Origin of the sequence: Clostridium sp. (assembly GCF_017888565.1) — a bacterium.
In the GTDB taxonomy this organism is placed as follows: domain Bacteria; phylum Bacillota; class Clostridia; order Clostridiales; family Clostridiaceae; genus Clostridium.
The window spans coordinates 20,131-38,064 of record NZ_JAGHFX010000091.1 but is presented as its reverse complement, the minus strand read 5'-3'; the positions used below and the strand labels follow the sequence as shown (position 1 = coordinate 38,064).

General features: G+C 25.2%; 20 protein-coding genes. 3 read left to right on the top strand and 17 right to left on the bottom strand.

What is annotated here, in order from left to right:
- Positions 1–310: 310 nt before the first annotated feature.
- The gene (locus J7M87_RS17720) at positions 311–1,096 is read left to right on the top strand and encodes a hypothetical protein (protein WP_291653146.1); all 786 of its coding nucleotides are present in this window, start codon (positions 311–313) and stop codon (positions 1,094–1,096) included.
- A gap of 14 nt (positions 1,097–1,110) precedes the next feature.
- Here the strand turns inward: J7M87_RS17720 and J7M87_RS17715 are convergent, their stop codons facing one another.
- Positions 1,111–1,923 carry a permease prefix domain 1-containing protein gene (locus J7M87_RS17715; RefSeq protein ID WP_291653144.1) on the bottom strand — a complete coding sequence of 271 codons (813 nt, stop codon included), beginning with the start codon at positions 1,921–1,923 and terminating at the stop codon, positions 1,111–1,113.
- Position 1,924: 1 nt separating this feature from the next.
- Positions 1,925–2,257, bottom strand: a complete 333-nt coding sequence (locus J7M87_RS17710) for a PadR family transcriptional regulator (protein WP_291653142.1) — start codon at positions 2,255–2,257, stop codon at positions 1,925–1,927.
- A 175-nt stretch (positions 2,258–2,432) separates the two neighbouring features.
- On the opposite strand from J7M87_RS17710, the gene J7M87_RS17705 reads away from it, so the two are divergent.
- Both J7M87_RS17705 and J7M87_RS17700 read left to right on the top strand, forming a co-directional pair.
- On the top strand, positions 2,433–3,176 hold the full coding sequence (locus J7M87_RS17705) for a DUF2726 domain-containing protein (RefSeq protein ID WP_291653139.1): 744 nt from the start codon (positions 2,433–2,435) through the stop codon (positions 3,174–3,176).
- A gap of 21 nt (positions 3,177–3,197) precedes the next feature.
- Positions 3,198–3,356: a hypothetical protein gene (locus J7M87_RS17700; protein ID WP_291653137.1), complete on the top strand. Its 159-nt coding sequence runs from the start codon at positions 3,198–3,200 to the stop codon at positions 3,354–3,356.
- A 20-nt stretch (positions 3,357–3,376) separates the two neighbouring features.
- Here the strand turns inward: J7M87_RS17700 and J7M87_RS17695 are convergent, their stop codons facing one another.
- The 15 genes from J7M87_RS17695 to J7M87_RS17625 form a co-directional block, all read right to left on the bottom strand.
- Entirely contained in the window at positions 3,377–3,838 is a 462-nt protein-coding gene (locus J7M87_RS17695; protein ID WP_291653135.1) for a hypothetical protein, read from the bottom strand.
- A gap of 618 nt (positions 3,839–4,456) precedes the next feature.
- Positions 4,457–6,283 (bottom strand): hypothetical protein, encoded by a 1,827-nt coding sequence (locus tag J7M87_RS17690; RefSeq protein ID WP_291653133.1) that lies wholly within the window; start codon positions 6,281–6,283, stop codon positions 4,457–4,459.
- Between the two features lie 630 nt (positions 6,284–6,913).
- On the bottom strand, positions 6,914–7,294 hold the full coding sequence (locus J7M87_RS17685) for a hypothetical protein (protein WP_186860795.1): 381 nt from the start codon (positions 7,292–7,294) through the stop codon (positions 6,914–6,916).
- A gap of 15 nt (positions 7,295–7,309) precedes the next feature.
- On the bottom strand, positions 7,310–7,816 hold the full coding sequence (locus J7M87_RS17680) for a hypothetical protein (protein WP_291653131.1): 507 nt from the start codon (positions 7,814–7,816) through the stop codon (positions 7,310–7,312).
- A 15-nt stretch (positions 7,817–7,831) separates the two neighbouring features.
- Positions 7,832–9,880, bottom strand: coding sequence for an ImmA/IrrE family metallo-endopeptidase (locus tag J7M87_RS17675; protein ID WP_291653129.1), 2,049 nt, complete (start codon positions 9,878–9,880; stop codon positions 7,832–7,834).
- 59 nt (positions 9,881–9,939) lie between these two features.
- Positions 9,940–10,149 carry a hypothetical protein gene (locus J7M87_RS17670; RefSeq protein WP_156627256.1) on the bottom strand — a complete coding sequence of 70 codons (210 nt, stop codon included), beginning with the start codon at positions 10,147–10,149 and terminating at the stop codon, positions 9,940–9,942.
- Between the two features lie 6 nt (positions 10,150–10,155).
- Entirely contained in the window at positions 10,156–11,268 is a 1,113-nt protein-coding gene (gene mobP2 / locus J7M87_RS17665) for a MobP2 family relaxase (RefSeq protein ID WP_291653124.1), read from the bottom strand.
- 11 nt (positions 11,269–11,279) lie between these two features.
- A complete protein-coding gene (locus J7M87_RS17660) occupies positions 11,280–11,687 on the bottom strand; it encodes a hypothetical protein (protein ID WP_291653122.1) in 408 nt (135 codons plus the stop codon).
- Between the two features lie 17 nt (positions 11,688–11,704).
- Positions 11,705–11,914, bottom strand: coding sequence for a hypothetical protein (locus J7M87_RS17655; protein WP_291653120.1), 210 nt, complete (start codon positions 11,912–11,914; stop codon positions 11,705–11,707).
- Positions 11,915–12,204: 290 nt separating this feature from the next.
- Positions 12,205–13,035 (bottom strand): hypothetical protein, encoded by an 831-nt coding sequence (locus J7M87_RS17650; protein WP_291653118.1) that lies wholly within the window; start codon positions 13,033–13,035, stop codon positions 12,205–12,207.
- A 27-nt stretch (positions 13,036–13,062) separates the two neighbouring features.
- The gene (locus tag J7M87_RS17645; protein WP_243177741.1) at positions 13,063–14,223 is read right to left on the bottom strand and encodes a C40 family peptidase; all 1,161 of its coding nucleotides are present in this window, start codon (positions 14,221–14,223) and stop codon (positions 13,063–13,065) included.
- A 31-nt stretch (positions 14,224–14,254) separates the two neighbouring features.
- The gene (locus J7M87_RS17640; protein WP_291653111.1) at positions 14,255–14,962 is read right to left on the bottom strand and encodes a hypothetical protein; all 708 of its coding nucleotides are present in this window, start codon (positions 14,960–14,962) and stop codon (positions 14,255–14,257) included.
- A gap of 1 nt (position 14,963) precedes the next feature.
- Positions 14,964–16,859 (bottom strand): ATP-binding protein, encoded by a 1,896-nt coding sequence (locus tag J7M87_RS17635; protein ID WP_291653109.1) that lies wholly within the window; start codon positions 16,857–16,859, stop codon positions 14,964–14,966.
- A 94-nt stretch (positions 16,860–16,953) separates the two neighbouring features.
- On the bottom strand, positions 16,954–17,610 hold the full coding sequence (locus J7M87_RS17630) for a hypothetical protein (RefSeq protein WP_291653107.1): 657 nt from the start codon (positions 17,608–17,610) through the stop codon (positions 16,954–16,956).
- 41 nt (positions 17,611–17,651) lie between these two features.
- Entirely contained in the window at positions 17,652–17,921 is a 270-nt protein-coding gene (locus J7M87_RS17625; RefSeq protein ID WP_291653105.1) for a DUF5592 family protein, read from the bottom strand.
- Positions 17,922–17,934: the final 13 nt, after the last annotated feature.

The window sequence follows — 17,934 nt, the reverse complement described above, 5'->3', positions numbered from 1 at the left end:
TTTACACTAATTTTATACTATCACTTTTGACCATTACTTTTGACCCCTCATTAAGTATTATTCTATCGTTAATTAAAAATCTATGTCAAGTAAAAAACACCCCTAGTCCAAAAGTGTTAAGTTTTGACACTAAACTTTTAGACTAGTTAGTAAATAAAAAAATTTATATATTTATTTTTTCAATCCTATAATAAATTTATTACAAAAATGAATATATATATATCTTTTTTATAATTATATTACTAATTTGACATATTTTTAAAAATTTTGTAAAATATTATTAAAAATAATAAATTTTTAGGAGGCTGCTATGGTTAAGTTCAAAAAAAGAATACTAAGCGTTATCTTTGGTGCAGTTTTTTCTTTATCTGCACTTCCAGTTTCAGCTATGGAGTTAGATACAAAAAATTCAGTTATTGAAGATGTGTCTAATGAATATTTAAATGCTATTATAAATAAAGATATTAATAGCATTCTAAAATTATCAAAAGAAGAATCAATAATAAGTGAGGATGATTCAAGAAAAGAAGTTATTGAAGCTCTAAACAATCCTAATATGACTTTAAAAGATTTTGAAATCTTATCAATTGAAAAGCAAAATAATGATACTTATAATGTAAATTGCAAACTTTATTACAATAATAATAAGATTACCGAAGAAATATTAACAGTAAAAAATAATTCAACTGAAACATTTATTCTTTTAAAAGATGATGTTTCAATTAAGACTATTGAAAAGGGTGAAAAGATTCCTGTTATAACTCCTCGTGTTCAATTAACATCTTGGTATGTTACTCTTTCTGCATCAGATGGTGATGTTATTAAATATAGTGATTCATTTAGTGCTAATGTCGATTATGTTCATCTTAATTTAAAACAAAGTGGTCCACTAGAATATACTGTTGTTCAAAAACAATGGGTTGGTTATAAAAATGTTAGTTGGACTGGAACTGCTTCATATAACAATTGGGATTCTAGCTCCAGAGAACTTTATTTAAATAAAATACCAGGTGAAAGTTTTGATAATTGTAAATTAAAAATTCAAATGAAAGTTGGCGGTACAACTTCTAGTTTTGGAGAAATATACGCTTATTAAAAAATATAGGTTGGTTATAATAACCAACCTATATTTTTACGTTTATATATTTTCATAAATATTAAAGAACCTAATATACCTCCAATGATCATAAAGATATATGAATATAAGTTTAAATACAATATTCTTCCCAAAATATATTTTATTATGCTTCCAATAACACTTATTGTTAATAATATTAATCCTGGTATAAATACTGATTTTATATTTCTAAAAATACTAAATATCATAGGTATGAAAATTCCAAATGGAATATAATATAAAATTATATGTTTAAAATAATACTTAGAAAAGCTTAACTCTATATAAGTGCTGCCTATATTATTAAAATCTATAAAAATAGGAAAAATTAATTTTGAAATAATAACTATCAAATAAATATTAACTATACTTATAAATAAAATATTTTTCTTATCTATAGTTATATTCTTTTTATTATCAATCAAAAGTTTTAATAGCATTAATATTGAATAAATAATAAAAGATATGATTAAAAAATCTTGCCTTTCAATAGTGGTATATAAATTATTTATTATACTTTTAATAAATAATATGCTTAAAGCACTAATAGAACTAATAATTCCAATAAAAAAACATCTATTTTTCACTTTGAATAATGATGAAAAGTCTTTCTCTAACTCATAAGGACTACCAAATTCACTTTTGGCTATTTCAATACTTTTTTCTTCTGAATATCCTTTTTTCTTAAGTTCTTCAATTTTATCAGTTAAATATTCTTTAATTTCTTCTTTAAAAGTGTCTAAATCTACATTTCCCTTATCGTAATATTTAATTATTGATTCAATATACTCATCTAAAACCTTCATATTATCTCTCCTCATAAAACTTATTTAATACACCTTTTAGAAATTCCCATTCTGATTTCTTTTGCTTAAAATATTTAATTCCCCTTTTTGTTATCTTATAATATTTTCGTTTTGCACCTACTTTTAAGCTTTCATCCCAATATGATTCTATAAATTCATTTTTCTCTAATCTTTTTAATATTACATATAAAGTTCCTTCCTTTATTTCAAATAATGAATTAGTTTCTTGTTTTATTTTTTTTATCATTTCATAACCATAATTATCTTGACTTAATAAGACACTTAGTATTATTGAATCAAGATGTCCCTTTAACGATTCCTTGTCTATATCCATAAAATCCTCCCCTCATACTTAAATATACAAGATACTATATATTATATAGTATCATTGAATATTTGAAATTTCAATATTTTTTCTCTAGTTGACAATTTTTTATTTTATATCCTAAAACTTGAAAAAATTTCTAATAAATATTAATATTAATAATATTAATATTGGGAGGGTACATATGGAATTTTTAATTGTTTGTATTATAATAGGTTATTTGCTATATAAAAATAACTCTTTAAAAAAATCTTTATCAAACTTAACTCAAAAAATTAATAGGCTTACTATTGAGAAAAATAATAATGTAAGTTCAAATAAAAATTTAACTTTAAATCAAAATTACAAATCTACTGAAGAAAGAATTGAGAGTATAAAAAAAAGTACATATTACTATAAAGAAAAAGACTTTTGGGATAGCTCTTTAGAAAAAGAAGTATATTTTTATATTAATAATTTTATAAAAAATAAATCTGCTAAAGTTGAAATATTACCTCATGTTTCATTAAGAGAACTTTTTAAACCTACTAATGATTTTAACAATCAAAACTTAAAGCAACTTTCTTCTTATCATATAGATATATTATTACTATCTGAAAAATCTTTTGTTCCTTTAGTAGCAATTGAAATAGATGGATCACATCACGAATTAGACGATAAGCAAAGAATAAGAGATGCTTTTAAAAATTCATTACTCGAAAGAAATGGAATACAATTATTAAGATTGAAACCCGATAATTGTAACTATGCTTTTATTGAAAGTGAACTTACTAAACTATTATCTACTGCTCCTATTTACTGTCCAGAATGTGGAAGTAAAATGATTGAAAAATCTAATAATAAAACTGGAGAAAAATTTTTAGGTTGTTCGGGATTTCTTTCATTAGACTGTAGGCATAGTAAATCAATTAATTATACATTTATTTAAATTTATTTTAAGGAGGTAACTATGTATAAATGGAAACCACATGACATAAATAATCCATTCCTAACAAGACCAGGAGAAAAAATAATAAACCTAGATAGGTATGTTGAGGTATTAAAAGAAAACAATATTCCTTATACTAAAGAACAGTATGAAGAAGCTAAAAAAGAACTCGATAAATAAAAACGAGTTCTTTTTTATTACTAAATTTCTTCTTCCAATTTATAAAAATATATACGTGAGAAAATTTGTTCATTTTTATTTTTAGTTAATTTATCAAATAATAATTCATTTTTATCTCTTGTATAATATTGTTTAAGAACATCTTTTTCTATTTTTTTAATATTACTTATTCGTAGCCATGTTTTTTTAGGAACATCTTTATAAACTTCTGGAATTTCTCTTTCTGTAATAATTTCTTTATTTTCAAAACTTCTTATTTCTAATATATCTACCATATAATAAAATTCAAAATTCTTTTTATTATGAAAAAGTATAGCGTTAGGTGGATCTTGATCTTTACCAATTGGAAGATTTGTAGAGTACCATGTTACTCCTTTATTTTCTGAAGCATTTTTGCAATATATATCCATTATTTTATTTGCTCTTTCAAAATTATTGTTATCTGTAACTCTAATAGCTATCATATCATTATTAATTTTCATATAAATTCTCCTTCCATATCTTTAATTTAACATTAAAAAAATAAATTAAACTTCTTGTCATTCTTAATCTTTTCTTTAAGTATCTTCTAAAATACACCTCCCGTATATAATAAATAATATATCTTATATACTATCCTCGTAAATGAAATTCATATATTAATACAAAATTTGATAGTATATACTTTTATTAAAATAAGTAATATTTGCTAGAAGAATGAGAGTCCCTACGGGGAACTATATAAAGATATTATATTTAAATACAAAAATTCTTAATACTCCTAAAAGCTAGTAAATTCAATGTATTCGTATAAATTTTATTGTTGAAATTTTTCATCAATCCGAAAATATTACTTATTTTGGAAATTGACTTCATTGAACTTTTACCCCCCTTCAATTATATTATTATTTCATTTGTTTATAGCCTTATTTATATGACTTTAGTATTATAATACCTTTAAATATAAAACTCCTTAGATAGCCTTATAGATAGCTTGTACATTTTTTCTATAACTTATATTTTTATTCGTATTTTTATTAAAATTATCCTGGAATATTTCATTAAAAGTTTTATGGCCATAAAAATTCTAGCCATAAAACACGAACATTAATTTATACCTTTCATGGTGGCGAACCTCTGTTAATTTCTTTATTACTTTCAATTCTATTGAAGTTATAATTTTCAAAATTTATTTCTTTTATATTTGTACCAGCTTCTATTTTTTCAAAATCAAATTTTAATTGTAGCCCGTTTACTACTTTCGTTCCTTCTATAATTTTTACTTTTCTATTTTCTCTTTCTTCTTCTAAACTTACTACTTTTCTATTCTTATAATATAATGTTATTCCATTTTTGTTTTTAGTTAAAAAACCTATCTTCTCTAGTTCCTTTAAGAACTTATATACACTTCTTTCATTTTTGAAAGATAAATATTCAGCAATTTTTGAAACTCCCAAGCTTATAAATGCTCCATAAGTATTACTTGAATATGCTTTAACTATTAACATTAATACCTTACCTATTTTTTGATCTAATACATCAACTGCATTTTCTATATAGTCTAAAGGTAATCTATATATTGCCTTTCCTCTGTTTATAGTTAATTTAAATAAGTCTTGTTTCTTTTCTAATTTTCCATTTATTTTCTTTGCTAATTCTTTTAAAGTTGCTACTTTTATTCCAACTTCATCTATATTAAAGTATCTACCAAAAAGCTTTTGTTTTTCTATCTCTAAATAGGCTCTATAATGACGTACTGCCCCCTTGTTGTTATAAATAGATTCAACTATACTTCTTGAAATATAAATACTATTTATAGCCTTTTTACAGACATTACAACCAAGGCTTAATCCTTCTTCTTCAAAAAGCATTTTTACTTTATCACAAGAAAAATTAGTCCTATTTCTTATTAATGATTTATACTTATTTTCAACAGCTCTTAAACTTTCATCATGTTTCCACTCTATAGCTTTTCTTCTTAGAATCTCTTTAATTTCATCTCCATTATAATTAGCTTCACTTAGACCTAATGCTATACTTACTAAGAAATTATTTCTATTACCTTTATCCATTACTGGCATATTTATTAATGTTTTTACACACTCTCTAGTACATTCTGTTCCTGGTAAATTTAAAACTTTATTTCCTTTATTTTTGTATTCTTTTAAAGACTTTTCAACCTTCTTTTTTGACTTATCATATAATCTTGTCATTGGAACTGATTGAATACCAGGTAACATTAAGTTTCTTATGTCCCTTTGTCTTTTAGTTAATTTTGCCCTTGTTAAATAACCAGTCATTAGGCTCATAAACTCATCTAGTGAAACATAATTAACATATCCACCTTTGTAATAAGATCCTGGAGTTTTTATTAATCTGTAGCTTGAATTAACTACACTTTCATCTACAAATTTTAAGCCTAGTTCTTCTTTTATTTTTTTATACATTTCTGTATAAATTCTATGTACATTTTTACTTGGTTTTAATCCAAATACTTTTGGATTAACCATTATATAAACTGATTTTGAATTATTTATTATAATAGTAAAATCTTCTTTATTTACACTCAATTCACTCATTAAATATTTAAGATATTGGGCTACTTCTAATAATACATCACTATGATCTATCTTCTTTGATGATTCAAATTCAAGTGTAAATGGATAATATCTATCATCTAATTCTTCAGTTCTTAAATTTCTATTTTGTTTATTTAAGAAGGTACAAAAACTTTGAAGGCTCATATGACTAAGCTCTTTATTCCATCTATTTTTTATAGGATATTCTAATAATTTCTCTATATGAGTTTCATATTTTTTCTCAATTCTATTTTGAGAAAAATCCCCTGAAACTACTTCATGAATACCAAAATAATTTTGAACTTCTTCAGCTTTATTTAGCATTTTATATATAAACATTTGCTCTATAAAATTCCCTTTATCCTTCAAAGTCTTGTCCCTCCTTTCGTCTGATAAATTGTGATTTTGGGTATAGTTCCCCCCTCCCCACAATTTATCTGTTTAAATTGCTCCGTAATGTTTTCCTACAACAAAAAAACTCTTAGGTATAAATACCTAAGAGTTATATATCAAAACTTATGTTACGCAAGTTAAAATTCAAATTGTAAATTATACCAAAAATTACTTTGGTTTCCTCCTGTCAATTTGTGATTTTTTATATTGCACAAACTTTCACCTTATGCTATTATATAAGCATAAAATGAATTTAAAGTTCCAACACTCTGTCTCTTGGTATTCAGACTACCAGTTTCAGTTATATAAATTAAAATGTCGCCAAACATTTTAGTTTATCGTTCGGAATTAAAATATGAAGAAGAAATTCTTCTTTTTTCTAAATTATATTACATTTTAAGGATTAAAACAATATAATTTGAACAAAAAAGCAGTAATTATTATTACTGCTTTTTTGTTTTAACTTTACTAAATCAACATATCAAAAAAATTATTATATCGCCACCAATTACCAGTTATTGCCAAAAAATTTCCACCCTATAAACCCCAAAAATTTTATAGGCTCTTATGAGCCTATATTACTTAGATAGAAGCCTTTCGTATTGATTAATTGCTTAAAACTTCTTTTAATTTATCTCTGTATTCTTTGAGTTTTTTATATTCATTTAATGTATCTTCATAATTTTTTTTATACTCTTCTATAGTTTCTTTAAAACATTTTTCTATGACTACTCTTTCATATTCCTTTTTAGCTTTTATCATTTTATTATAGGCATATTTAGTTTTTAGTGAATATTCATCATATATTGTAGGTTCAAATTCATATAGTAAGTTTTCTACTTTAATTATTTGTTGCTCTATATGTCTTAATTTAAATTTATCCTCACAAATTAATGTTGTTCCGTTTAATAGATCCATTAAATATTTAACTTCTTTACTAAGATAAAAAACTTCTTCCTTCTTAAAATTTTTTGATAATTTACTCATAAATCACCTCAAATTTTAATTTTCTTCAATTAGGTAGATTTTAAAAAACTTATTTTCAGCTAACTTACTTTCTGTAATTTCTATTCCAAATTCATCACTAATAATATTTTTAAAAGTTGATTTAATTTGATTATCAGTCATTTCTAAATTAAGAGTTTCAAAAACAAGATATTTTTTTCCATCCTTAATATTAGTATTATAAGTTTTATTTTCTAACGCTCCAATTTCTTTAAACCTATTTATTAAATCATTCTTTTTAACTTCATAATTATCAGTATCTTTTTTAGGATCTTCATCAGTTATTAAATCATCTATACTATTAGCTTCATTATAACTACTTGATATTTCATTCTCCCTTATTTGTTCATTTAATTTATTTGTATTTTCAGTTAAAATTCTGATTTTTTTCTTTGTCATAGATAAGCCAGTTTGCATAAAAATAATGATTATAAGTAAAATTACAATAATTATTTTATACTTCTTATTTTCTTTGAAATTCAATAAATCCTTAATATGTTCCATAGTTACCTCTATATGCTATCTTTCAAGCTCTACATCTTTTCTATTAGTTTTAAGGCTTCTTCTAGCTTCTGTATGCTTACATCCTTCTTGCTCTAGCTGATATTCTATTAAATTTAATTTATTAGCTTCAATAGTAATTTTACCTATATTTGAACCTGTCCATTTTGTATTATCTATCTTAGCCCCTTCTAAGTTTGCTCCCCTTAAATCTGCAAATATAACACATTGTGTTATATCAGCATTTTTTAAATTTGCATTTCTTAAATCAACATTTAATAGCATCATTCCACTTAAATTTTCGTTTTCTAAATTAAGCTGCTTTCCTCTAGTTCCTTTGCTATTTATCCATTCTTCATGCTCTCTTATTTTCTTTCTAATTTCTTTTTCTTTATCAGCTGAAATCATTTCTCTCCTATCCTTTCCTAAATCATCTTGTAATTCTTCAAACTTATCATTTATAAGTTTAAAATCATTATCCATATATTTCTCATAAATATTATCCAATAAATTTATATCTTCTATTCCAGTTTCAATGGATATAATAGATTTAATGAAATCTCCATAATTCTTTTTCATTAATTCTTCTATTGCATTTTTCATCAATTCAAATTTATCATTATTTAAACCTTTTTCTGTTAATTTCCAATCATCACTTTTTATTAAATCATTTAACTCTTTATTATTCACTAAATCTGAATAACTTATATTTTCACTTTCAGCTAATTTTATGATGCTATCTTTTACTATATCTTTAAATCTTAAAACACTCTCTGAATATGTTATTGTTCCATCAATCTCTGAACTATAATCAGCATATCTATAGGTTGATGCCATATTGTTTATTACCCTTTCAAATGTTCCACTTTGAAGCATTTCTCTGTTAATTTCCTTATTAATTTTTTCTACATCAAAAGTGTAATCAAAAAATTCTCTCAATCCATATTCATCCATATTGTGATTTTTCAATTCTTTAATAAATTCTTCTTTTAATTTATCAGAATCATAATAGTATTTATAATCAAAATCTCTCATAACTTCTTGCTCCTTTATCTCATATAATTTTTTATCATATTCTCTCTCTTCTTTTTTCTCTAAACTATTCTCTTTCTCTAATGATAAAGAGAATTCTTTATCATTTATTAGAGTTTTTTCTATAACTTCAATATACTCTTTAACTGTTTCTCTAACTTCATTTATTAGCTTTTCCTTATCTTTTAATTCAACAGCTTCAGTCCAAGAACTTATATATATAAATGAATACTCTGAAGTGTCTAATCCAAAATAACTACATACTACATATGCAGACATTTCTGCTTGGAACTCTTTTTTATTTATAGTGTATTTATCTATTGTTTCCATTGTATGTAGTTTCGCATGAGCCAACTCATGTATTAAAGTTTTGACATTTTGTAATTGAGTATTCCTAGGATTTAAAGCGACTTCTTTTGTTAATGGATAACTAACTCCTTTTACTGCTCCTAATTCTCCTTTAGGCTCTATAATTCTAACTCCTATTTTCTTTGCTATATTTTCCATAGCTTTATACATCAAATCATAATTTTGAACTTCTCCATCAAGCCATCTACCAGGAAATATCTTAGGTAAATCTTCTGCTTTAGCATTAGTTTGAGAAACTTCAAAAACATATCCTTGATTAAATATTAACTTACCTTTTCTTACTTCTATTTCTCCTTGCTCTATTAATCTTTTTTCTTCAGGAGTTGCTTTGCTTAATTTAACTTCCTCACCTTTTGAATTAATAAAATACTCACTTAATCTATTTGGAACTAGTATTTTAATTCCTTTTTCACCTTTATTAACTGTAAATCCTTTTTCCTTCCAAAAAGCATATGAACCAACAGCTAAAGCTCCTTTAAATTGTTCTTGAATTAGAAAAGTATTTCTAAATGAATAGTTATAAAATTTACTCATATAATTAATAAGTTCTTTGAACTGCTCTGGACTTGTAAAGCACTTTTCTATTCCTTCATTAGCTTTTTCTAAAAGCTCATTAACTTCTCTTTCCTTATCTTCTTTTGATTTTTTATTATATGTTTTTTTCATTTTTCCTTTCACCTTCCTTAAAAAACTTAATAATAAAACACCAGGTAAAATACCTGGTGCTAATCAACAATATTTTCATTTACAATTTTAGTTTTTAAATCATATTCAACTACAACTGTTTCTCCATCTTCATCATTTAATTCAGCCTTAATTGATGATACATAATCTTTTGAAGCTTGTACTATAATTTCTTTTCCTTCACCAATACTCAATACTTTTAATTCAGTATCACTTATTGCTTCTCTAACTATTCCTAAATTACTAAACATAAATCTCTACCTTTCATTTTCAATTTCTCTTTGTAATCTCTCATAAGCCATTTGATTTTTAACTTGTTCAAAATCTTTATCAAATACCTTTTTTAATTTGTTAATATCCCTCTTTGTTAATATTACTGTTTTACTTTTGTATGAATATAATAAACTTTCATTATTATTTTTTACCACCTCCTTTATTTCTTTAAGAAGTGTATTCCCCATTCTAGTATAAAGTTCATCAATTTTATTTTTCTTATAATCTTTATATCTAAAGGTTTCACCTTCTCCATACAATTCTTTTAAATATTCTGTCTCTTTATCAAGTAAATCTTCTAGCTTTTTAAATTCTTCTTTCTTATAATTATCAACATAATATTTTGTTAATTCATCTAATAAAGGTCTAACTTCACTTAATGAATTATAATTATAGTGCCATTGTCTTTTATCTTCAGGTAATTTTTTTATTATTTCTAAAACCATTCTTTTCATTTCCATATCCTTATGAAATGAAAAATCTTTTTTACTATCAATAATATTTTTTCTTATTATATCATTTATTTCTTTTTGCTCTCTACTTCTATCTATAAGATTATTAGCAAATTTACTTTTCATATTGATTAATGTTTTAGGCTTTCTCTTTCCTCTTTCCCTACTAGGATTTACTTCTACACTTGCAACATGAACATGGATATTATCTGTATTGTAATGAAGTGATCCACTCCAAAGTAAATTGTCAAACCCTTCTTTTTTAATCAATTCATTCATTGAGCTTCTAATTGCCTCAATTATTTTTTTCTCATTTAAAACGCCAGTTTTTTTATCATATAACCCTTCTTTTTCAAGCCATTCATTATCAAAACTAAATACATCTTGCCACATTAAACTCTCGTTCTCTTGTGCAATAGAAAAATAATTTTTCAAAGCTTTTCTTTCATATTCATTTAAGAAATCTTTATCAGCTGTAAATAAATTTCCCGACTTACTTGGATTATCCATATAGTCATTATAGAGTGAAAAATCTTCAAACTTATAATTTCTTACTGCTTCTTCTCTATCTATATAATCTATATATTTAGAGAACTTTTTACTATTACTTTGAATCCATCTAACCTTATGAACTATACCTACCATAATGTTATCCTTTAATATGTTCTATCTAATTTAGCAACTCTTTTACTTGCAATTCTTTTCTCTACAAACTCTGTTGCATTATCTATCGCTTTACATTTAATATCACCAGTAGTTGCTAAAAGTTTATATCCTGACTTCACAAATAAACCATTAAGTAGTTCGATTATAATTTGAGTATTTTTATCAGATTCATTACTAGCTTTTTTAATTCCTAATAATTCAGCCTTTAATTTCTCTGAAAGCTTTTCTCCAATCAAATTAATCATAACTTCTGTAGTTATATCTGAATTATTTCTATGTTCTCTTATAATTAATTCTAAAGCTTCACTATTATATTTTAAATGATTCTTTTCTTTAACTTCTTCTATATACTCAATATATTTTTCATCTAATCTATATTCTTTTCGTGATCTTCTCATACAGAAACACCTCCCTATTATAATTCATCTTTCAATCTTTCTAATACATTTTCTGTAATTAAATTAATTATATTTTCTAATTGCATATCAGAGTTTCTTCTATGTTCTTTTATAATTAAATCTAATGCTTCACTATTATATTTCAAATCTCTTTTCTCTTTAACTTCCTCAATATAATCAACATTCTTTTTACTAAGCATATAAATTTTTCTTTCTCTATTTGCCATGTTTTTATCTCCTTATAAAATTATTAAGGACTTTGTCCTCGCTACGCTCACCTATAAACTTTAAAAAGTTTAATCAAACTTACCAATAATGAAATATTAAATATCTTTAGTTGGAAACCACATATGAAGATATTTAATAAGAGCATAAGGGGAGACTGCCCCCAAAAAAATTGGGGGACTAGGCAAAGCCTAGTGTTTCCTTGGGGACAAAAAAACTTCCAAAACCGTCAAGTTGCCGTACTAAAACCGTACCTAAACCGTACAAAAACCACCACTTTGCCGTATATAATTTATTGATAATTTTTCATTTTTTCTTCTAACTTTTTGATTTTCTCTTCATACTCTTTGCATTTTTCACTTTCAATTTTTATTTCACTTTCTAGCTGAACAATACTTGATTGATTAGATTTTATTGTATTTTCTGTTGCTTCAAGTTCACTTTCAGTTTGATATTCTTTGTCATTTTCTAGTGTAGTTATATTTTCTTTGAATAAATTTATTTTAGAATTTTTATCTGAAATTACTGTATTTATTTCTTCTATTTCTTTTTGAATATCTTTAATTTCATTTTCAATAACCTCGACTGTATATTCATTTATTCCTTTCTCTTTTAAGTCAGTATTAATATTTATATCTCTTACATCAGAATATAATTTAACACTTCCTTTACTCTCTCCATCAGTATTTTTATCTAATACAGTTAATGAAAGAGCTTCCCATTTCCTCGCTACCTTTGTAGTTATTATATAATCACTATTAGTTATTTTTGTTACTTTACTAGGTATAATTTGAGTTGGATTTGTCTTTTCCCTTACTTCAAAATCTAAATTTACTTTTTCATTTAAACTTTGATTTTTAACCTTAATGGTAAATTGAACTAATCCATTTTCATTGTTATATTGTCTATCCTTTAATGTAACTACTACACTATTTAATGGTATTTCTTTATTAATTTCTGTACTCATTAAACTCATTTCTTTATTAAAAAGAATGTTTGATGATAGAAAAAATAAAACTCCAATTACGCAAATTGAAGCTAAAAAATAATATCGTATTGATTTATTCTTATCAAATTTTTTCTTTATCTCATCTACCTTAGCTTGTATATTTTCTTTATTCAAACTTCCCACCTTCTTTACTTTATTAACCTATTCAACAACCCTTCTAACTCGTCCATTAAATGTTTCTGTCCAATATGGATTATTTAAATCTGCTATTTCTACTCCCCTAGTAGGACCATCATGTATAAACTTTCCACCACCTAAATAAACAGCAACATGACCATTAATTGTATAGGTATCAAAAAATAATAAATCTCCTCTTTTCATATCCTTTGGATTTATTTCCTTACCCATATTAACAAGTGAAAATGTTACTACACTTGCTCTATCTCCAAGCTGAACTCCTGAACTTGCATACATATAATGAACAAAAGAAGAACAATCAAAACGACCAGCCAAAACATCTTCTTCCGTTCTTCCTCCACCCCATACATAAGGTGATTTTCCTACCCACTTCATTCCAGCTTCAATTGATTTTTCTATTATTTCATTACTACTTCCTAATAATCCAACACTACGAAATTCCATAGCATACTTAAATACTTTATTAGGATAATCATGTTGAGCTTTATCTAAATCTACACTCATTCCATACCCAGGACCACCATTATAACAAGCAAAAACTCTCCTTAATGTATCTTTAAAATCTTTATCATTTTCGCTTCTATCCCAACCAACTAGCTTCATATTTTCATTATTATTGTAATCTAATCTCTCTACTTTATTTTGCATATACAGAACATAATTGGTGTAATATCTCATCTCATATGCACCGGCAAATATTTGAGCTTTAGGATCATTTAGATATATATTCCACATATCTTCAGATGTTGAAAAGTTATAACCACCTTTTCTATAAGCATCTCCTAAGCCCATATCAATTAAATATTTCCATAAGTCTTTACCCGTTGCTATATCATATTTTTGAATTTGCATCATCCCATACGCTCCACCGTATGAAGCATTAGGATTAAAATTACTTTCTTGTTTTGCAACTGCTGCTAATACCCAATTAGGAACATTAAATATACTAGCTGCTTCATTAAAATATGGTACAAAATCTTTAGGTACTCCTAATGCTCCAATATCAGTAATAAGTCCTCCACCACCGTCAGTTTGAAATTCTTGTGCCTTAAAAAGATACATAGTTACAGAACTTACTAATATTAAAAAGCTAATTGTTATTACTCCTACACTTGATACTAGAAGCTTACTTACTTTTTTTATTAACTGCTTTTCTTTTTCCAATAGCACCACCAACTTTTTTATATTTTGACTTTTATATAACTCTGTAACTAACTACTTTATACTTATCATTGATCTTTAATAGTTTAACTTCATATGAACTTCTTCCTGAATTTGCTACTTGATCGTATTGGTCAACTACATTCCATTTAACATAAACATCAAATAAAATATAATCATTCTCATATTCATTTTCTTTCTCATATGACTGTACTTCTTCAATTACTTTTTTCTTAATATCTTGATTTTTACCAAGATACATATATAACGCTTCTACCTCTGGTTTTAATTCATCTGCAACATATTTAACTGCTAATTCTACTGTTTCTTTTGGCTTCTCTATGTCAAAACTTTCTATGGCTTGTACAAAATTTTCAGCTACATTTTTTGCTTTAATTCTTTCCTTTAAGGAAAATTTGCTTTCATTAAGAAGGTTATTATTCTTTTTAATTTCTTCATCTGAACTTCCATTTGATATTGTGCTTTTAAATCCTTTTTCTACAACAATATCTTCTTCCATAAAATTATTTTCCTTATCTGACTTATCTAGTTCTTTATCTAAGTCATAAATGCTCTCACTTTCTTCATTAGAATTATTAGAATTTTCATTAGGCTTTTCTTCAAGATTATTTGAATATTCTTGTTTATTTTTTATATCATGAATTAAATCTTTTCCTACAAATATTACTGATAAAACTCCTATTAATATAAAAAAAGCTATTATTAATTTTTTAAATTTCATACTAAGCACCACCTTTAAATAAATCTAATTCTTTACTTGTAACCTCTATTCTGAACTTTATATTTTTAAATCCATTGATTGCTAATATACATTCACCTTTTCTAAAGAAAGGTACTCCTTCAATTTCACTCTCTGTTAATTGACCATCAAAAATATCCATTAAAGCCTTTTTAGAATTATTATCTTGTTGCATGATAAACTTATATTGAGTTAATTCAAAAAGAGTTTTTATCTTTTGTAATGCTTCACTCTCTGCATTTTCAGGAACAACATCTCTAATACTTTGAGTTGCAAATATAAGTCCTGCAAAGTATTTTCTTGCTTCTCTTTCAAAAGAAATTAAATAATCAACTGCCATAATATTATTGGAATTTATGAACTTATGAGCTTCATCAATTAAAAGAAAATACTTTTTACTATCTTCAAAACTAATCTTTCCATCATCATATAACTTCTTAGCTGGAAGTCCTTGTTTTAAAGCATTATTCCATAGTAATGTCATTATGTTAAATGTTTGAGCATTGAATATTCTTTTATCAAATTGAGTTAAGTTTTTAACTGCAAAACTTACTATTTGTTCATCATCAAAATTACTTATAGATGAATGTCCATTGAAAAGAGTTCCATAATCTCTTACCATACTTTCAATATTTAATATTATTAACTCTAATCTCTCTTGCTTTGTTGAAGTTAGGTTCTTCTTTATAATTGCTCTCTCCACATCTTCATAAAGTTCATTTTTCGTATATTCCAATAACTGCTCCATTATTGGATATTCTGTAATTTCATAAGTAGTAGCTTTTTTTCTATCAATTCCATAACTTCTATAGAAATCACTTAAAAGTCTTTCAAATTCTCTTATTTCTGATTGCTCTGCTGTCGGAGAAATGAATTGATATAACATTGAAACTTTACTTAAATGAAGCATATAACTTTGTTCTTCTAATACCTCATTTGTTTCTTCATCAACTACTGTTGCGAATATCTGTAATGGATTTATAATACCGTCTGTCCCATCTAACGCTATTACTTTACCTCCTAAAGCTTCTACTAAAGTCTTAAATTCCCCTGATATATCTAAAACCCTAATTGTGTTATTTACTATTGCATTATCCATCATCAACTTTTTTAACAAAGTTGATTTTCCCGAACCCATAAGCCCTACTATTAAAGCATTAAATGATTTTCTATAATCATTCCTAGTAAAAATATCATATAAAACATTTCCACCAGTATAAGTTCTACCTAAATACTTTCCCGTTGGATCATTAAGTTCTGTAAAGTGAAAAGGATAGCCACCACCTAAAAATATTGAAGGTAATGGCTTTCCTACTCTCTTATTTGTATAATATGTTTGTTCTGTTGCACTTGAAAATAATGACTGCCATTCATATTCTTGCTCATTAATACAAACTGCACCCCTATATCCTAAGTTTTGCAACCTAATTAATATATCTTTAATCTTTATGTCTAACTCTTCTAAAGTTAAAGCTGATACATAATATCTTACAGTTACAAGTTTTATTATTTCCTCATTTTGAGTAATATCTTCTACTAATGCTTGTAATTTACTAATCTCTGATGTAGCTTTTATTCTGTCAATATTGCTTGGAGCATCACCAGCTCTTGTAATCTGCTCTGTAATAGACCTATTAATTTTTTCTAATATCTTATCTTGATTTTCTGTTGAAACATCTATTGTTGTTGTTACATCTTCAAAATTCAATAAATCTTCTAACCAATAATCATTAACTTGTGTTTTAAATTCATATATTCTTATACAAGATTCGTACCCATCACCCTTGATAATAGCTCTTTCCGAAAAACTCACACCACCAACTGGCTGAATTGCTGTTAAAAGGTATGGGTTATATTCTATATTTTTTCTTAATCCCATTCTCTTTCCTCCTAAAATTAAAAAAATAAAAAGATACTAAATTTTTAAGCTTAGTATCTAATTTCAAATTACCTATATTGTTTTTTGCACATTCTTACATAAGTTTTGTATTAGGATTATTTAACTTGAACAATATTTTAAGTTTCTTTTCAATATCTAAAGGTTTTAATTGGATTGCTATATTTTGATTCCTTAATAATAATCCCTTAACTTCTTCCTTATTATCAGTATCTTTAATAAAAATCATTATATAAAACTCTTTATTTTGTCTATTTTCTTCAAGGAATATTAATTGATCTAATTTCTCTTTTAAGAAATTAGCATAAATCTCATTATCACATTCTTTTAACTTCTTTTCTAAAAATCTCTGCTGCTTTAATGTATTTACAGGAAACTTCATTGATATAAGTTTAAAATCATATACATATCCTCGTAAAAATGATACGAAACTATATATGTGCATTTTTCTTTCAATCTCATTTAATGAATATATATCTTTACTATCTATTTGAAATATATCAATATGTCCCATTTTGGTTATTATACTATCATCATCATCTGCATCTTTAAAAGGCAATAACTCTTTAGTTGTTAGTAAAACCTTTTTATCTTCTTTTCTTATTTCTTTAAGCTCTTTTTTCTTTAGCTTCTTTTTTTCCTTTAATAACTTCTTTTCTTCCTTGGTTAATTTTACCTTTTCTTTCTTTATATCCTTTTTTATATTTATATTTTCAAATTTTTTTATTGCCATAAAATCCTCCAATCAAAAAGGTGTCCTTGAGGGACACCTATCTATTCTCTAGCATAAGCTTTTTTATTTCTTATTAAAGCATAATATATACTTTGAAATTTTCTTTTTTCAGGATTTATGCTACTCTTACTAGTTAATATAATAGAAATAGTAAACATAAATAAATAGTAAGGTACAATTAATGGGGTATATACCAGGGAACTTAATGCCCAGGCTATAATTAATACAGAACCTACAAAAACTATATCAAACAAATATAAACTCTTAGTAAATTTCATTGATGATGAAATTTCCTTTGGTAATACATACATAAATTTCACCTAC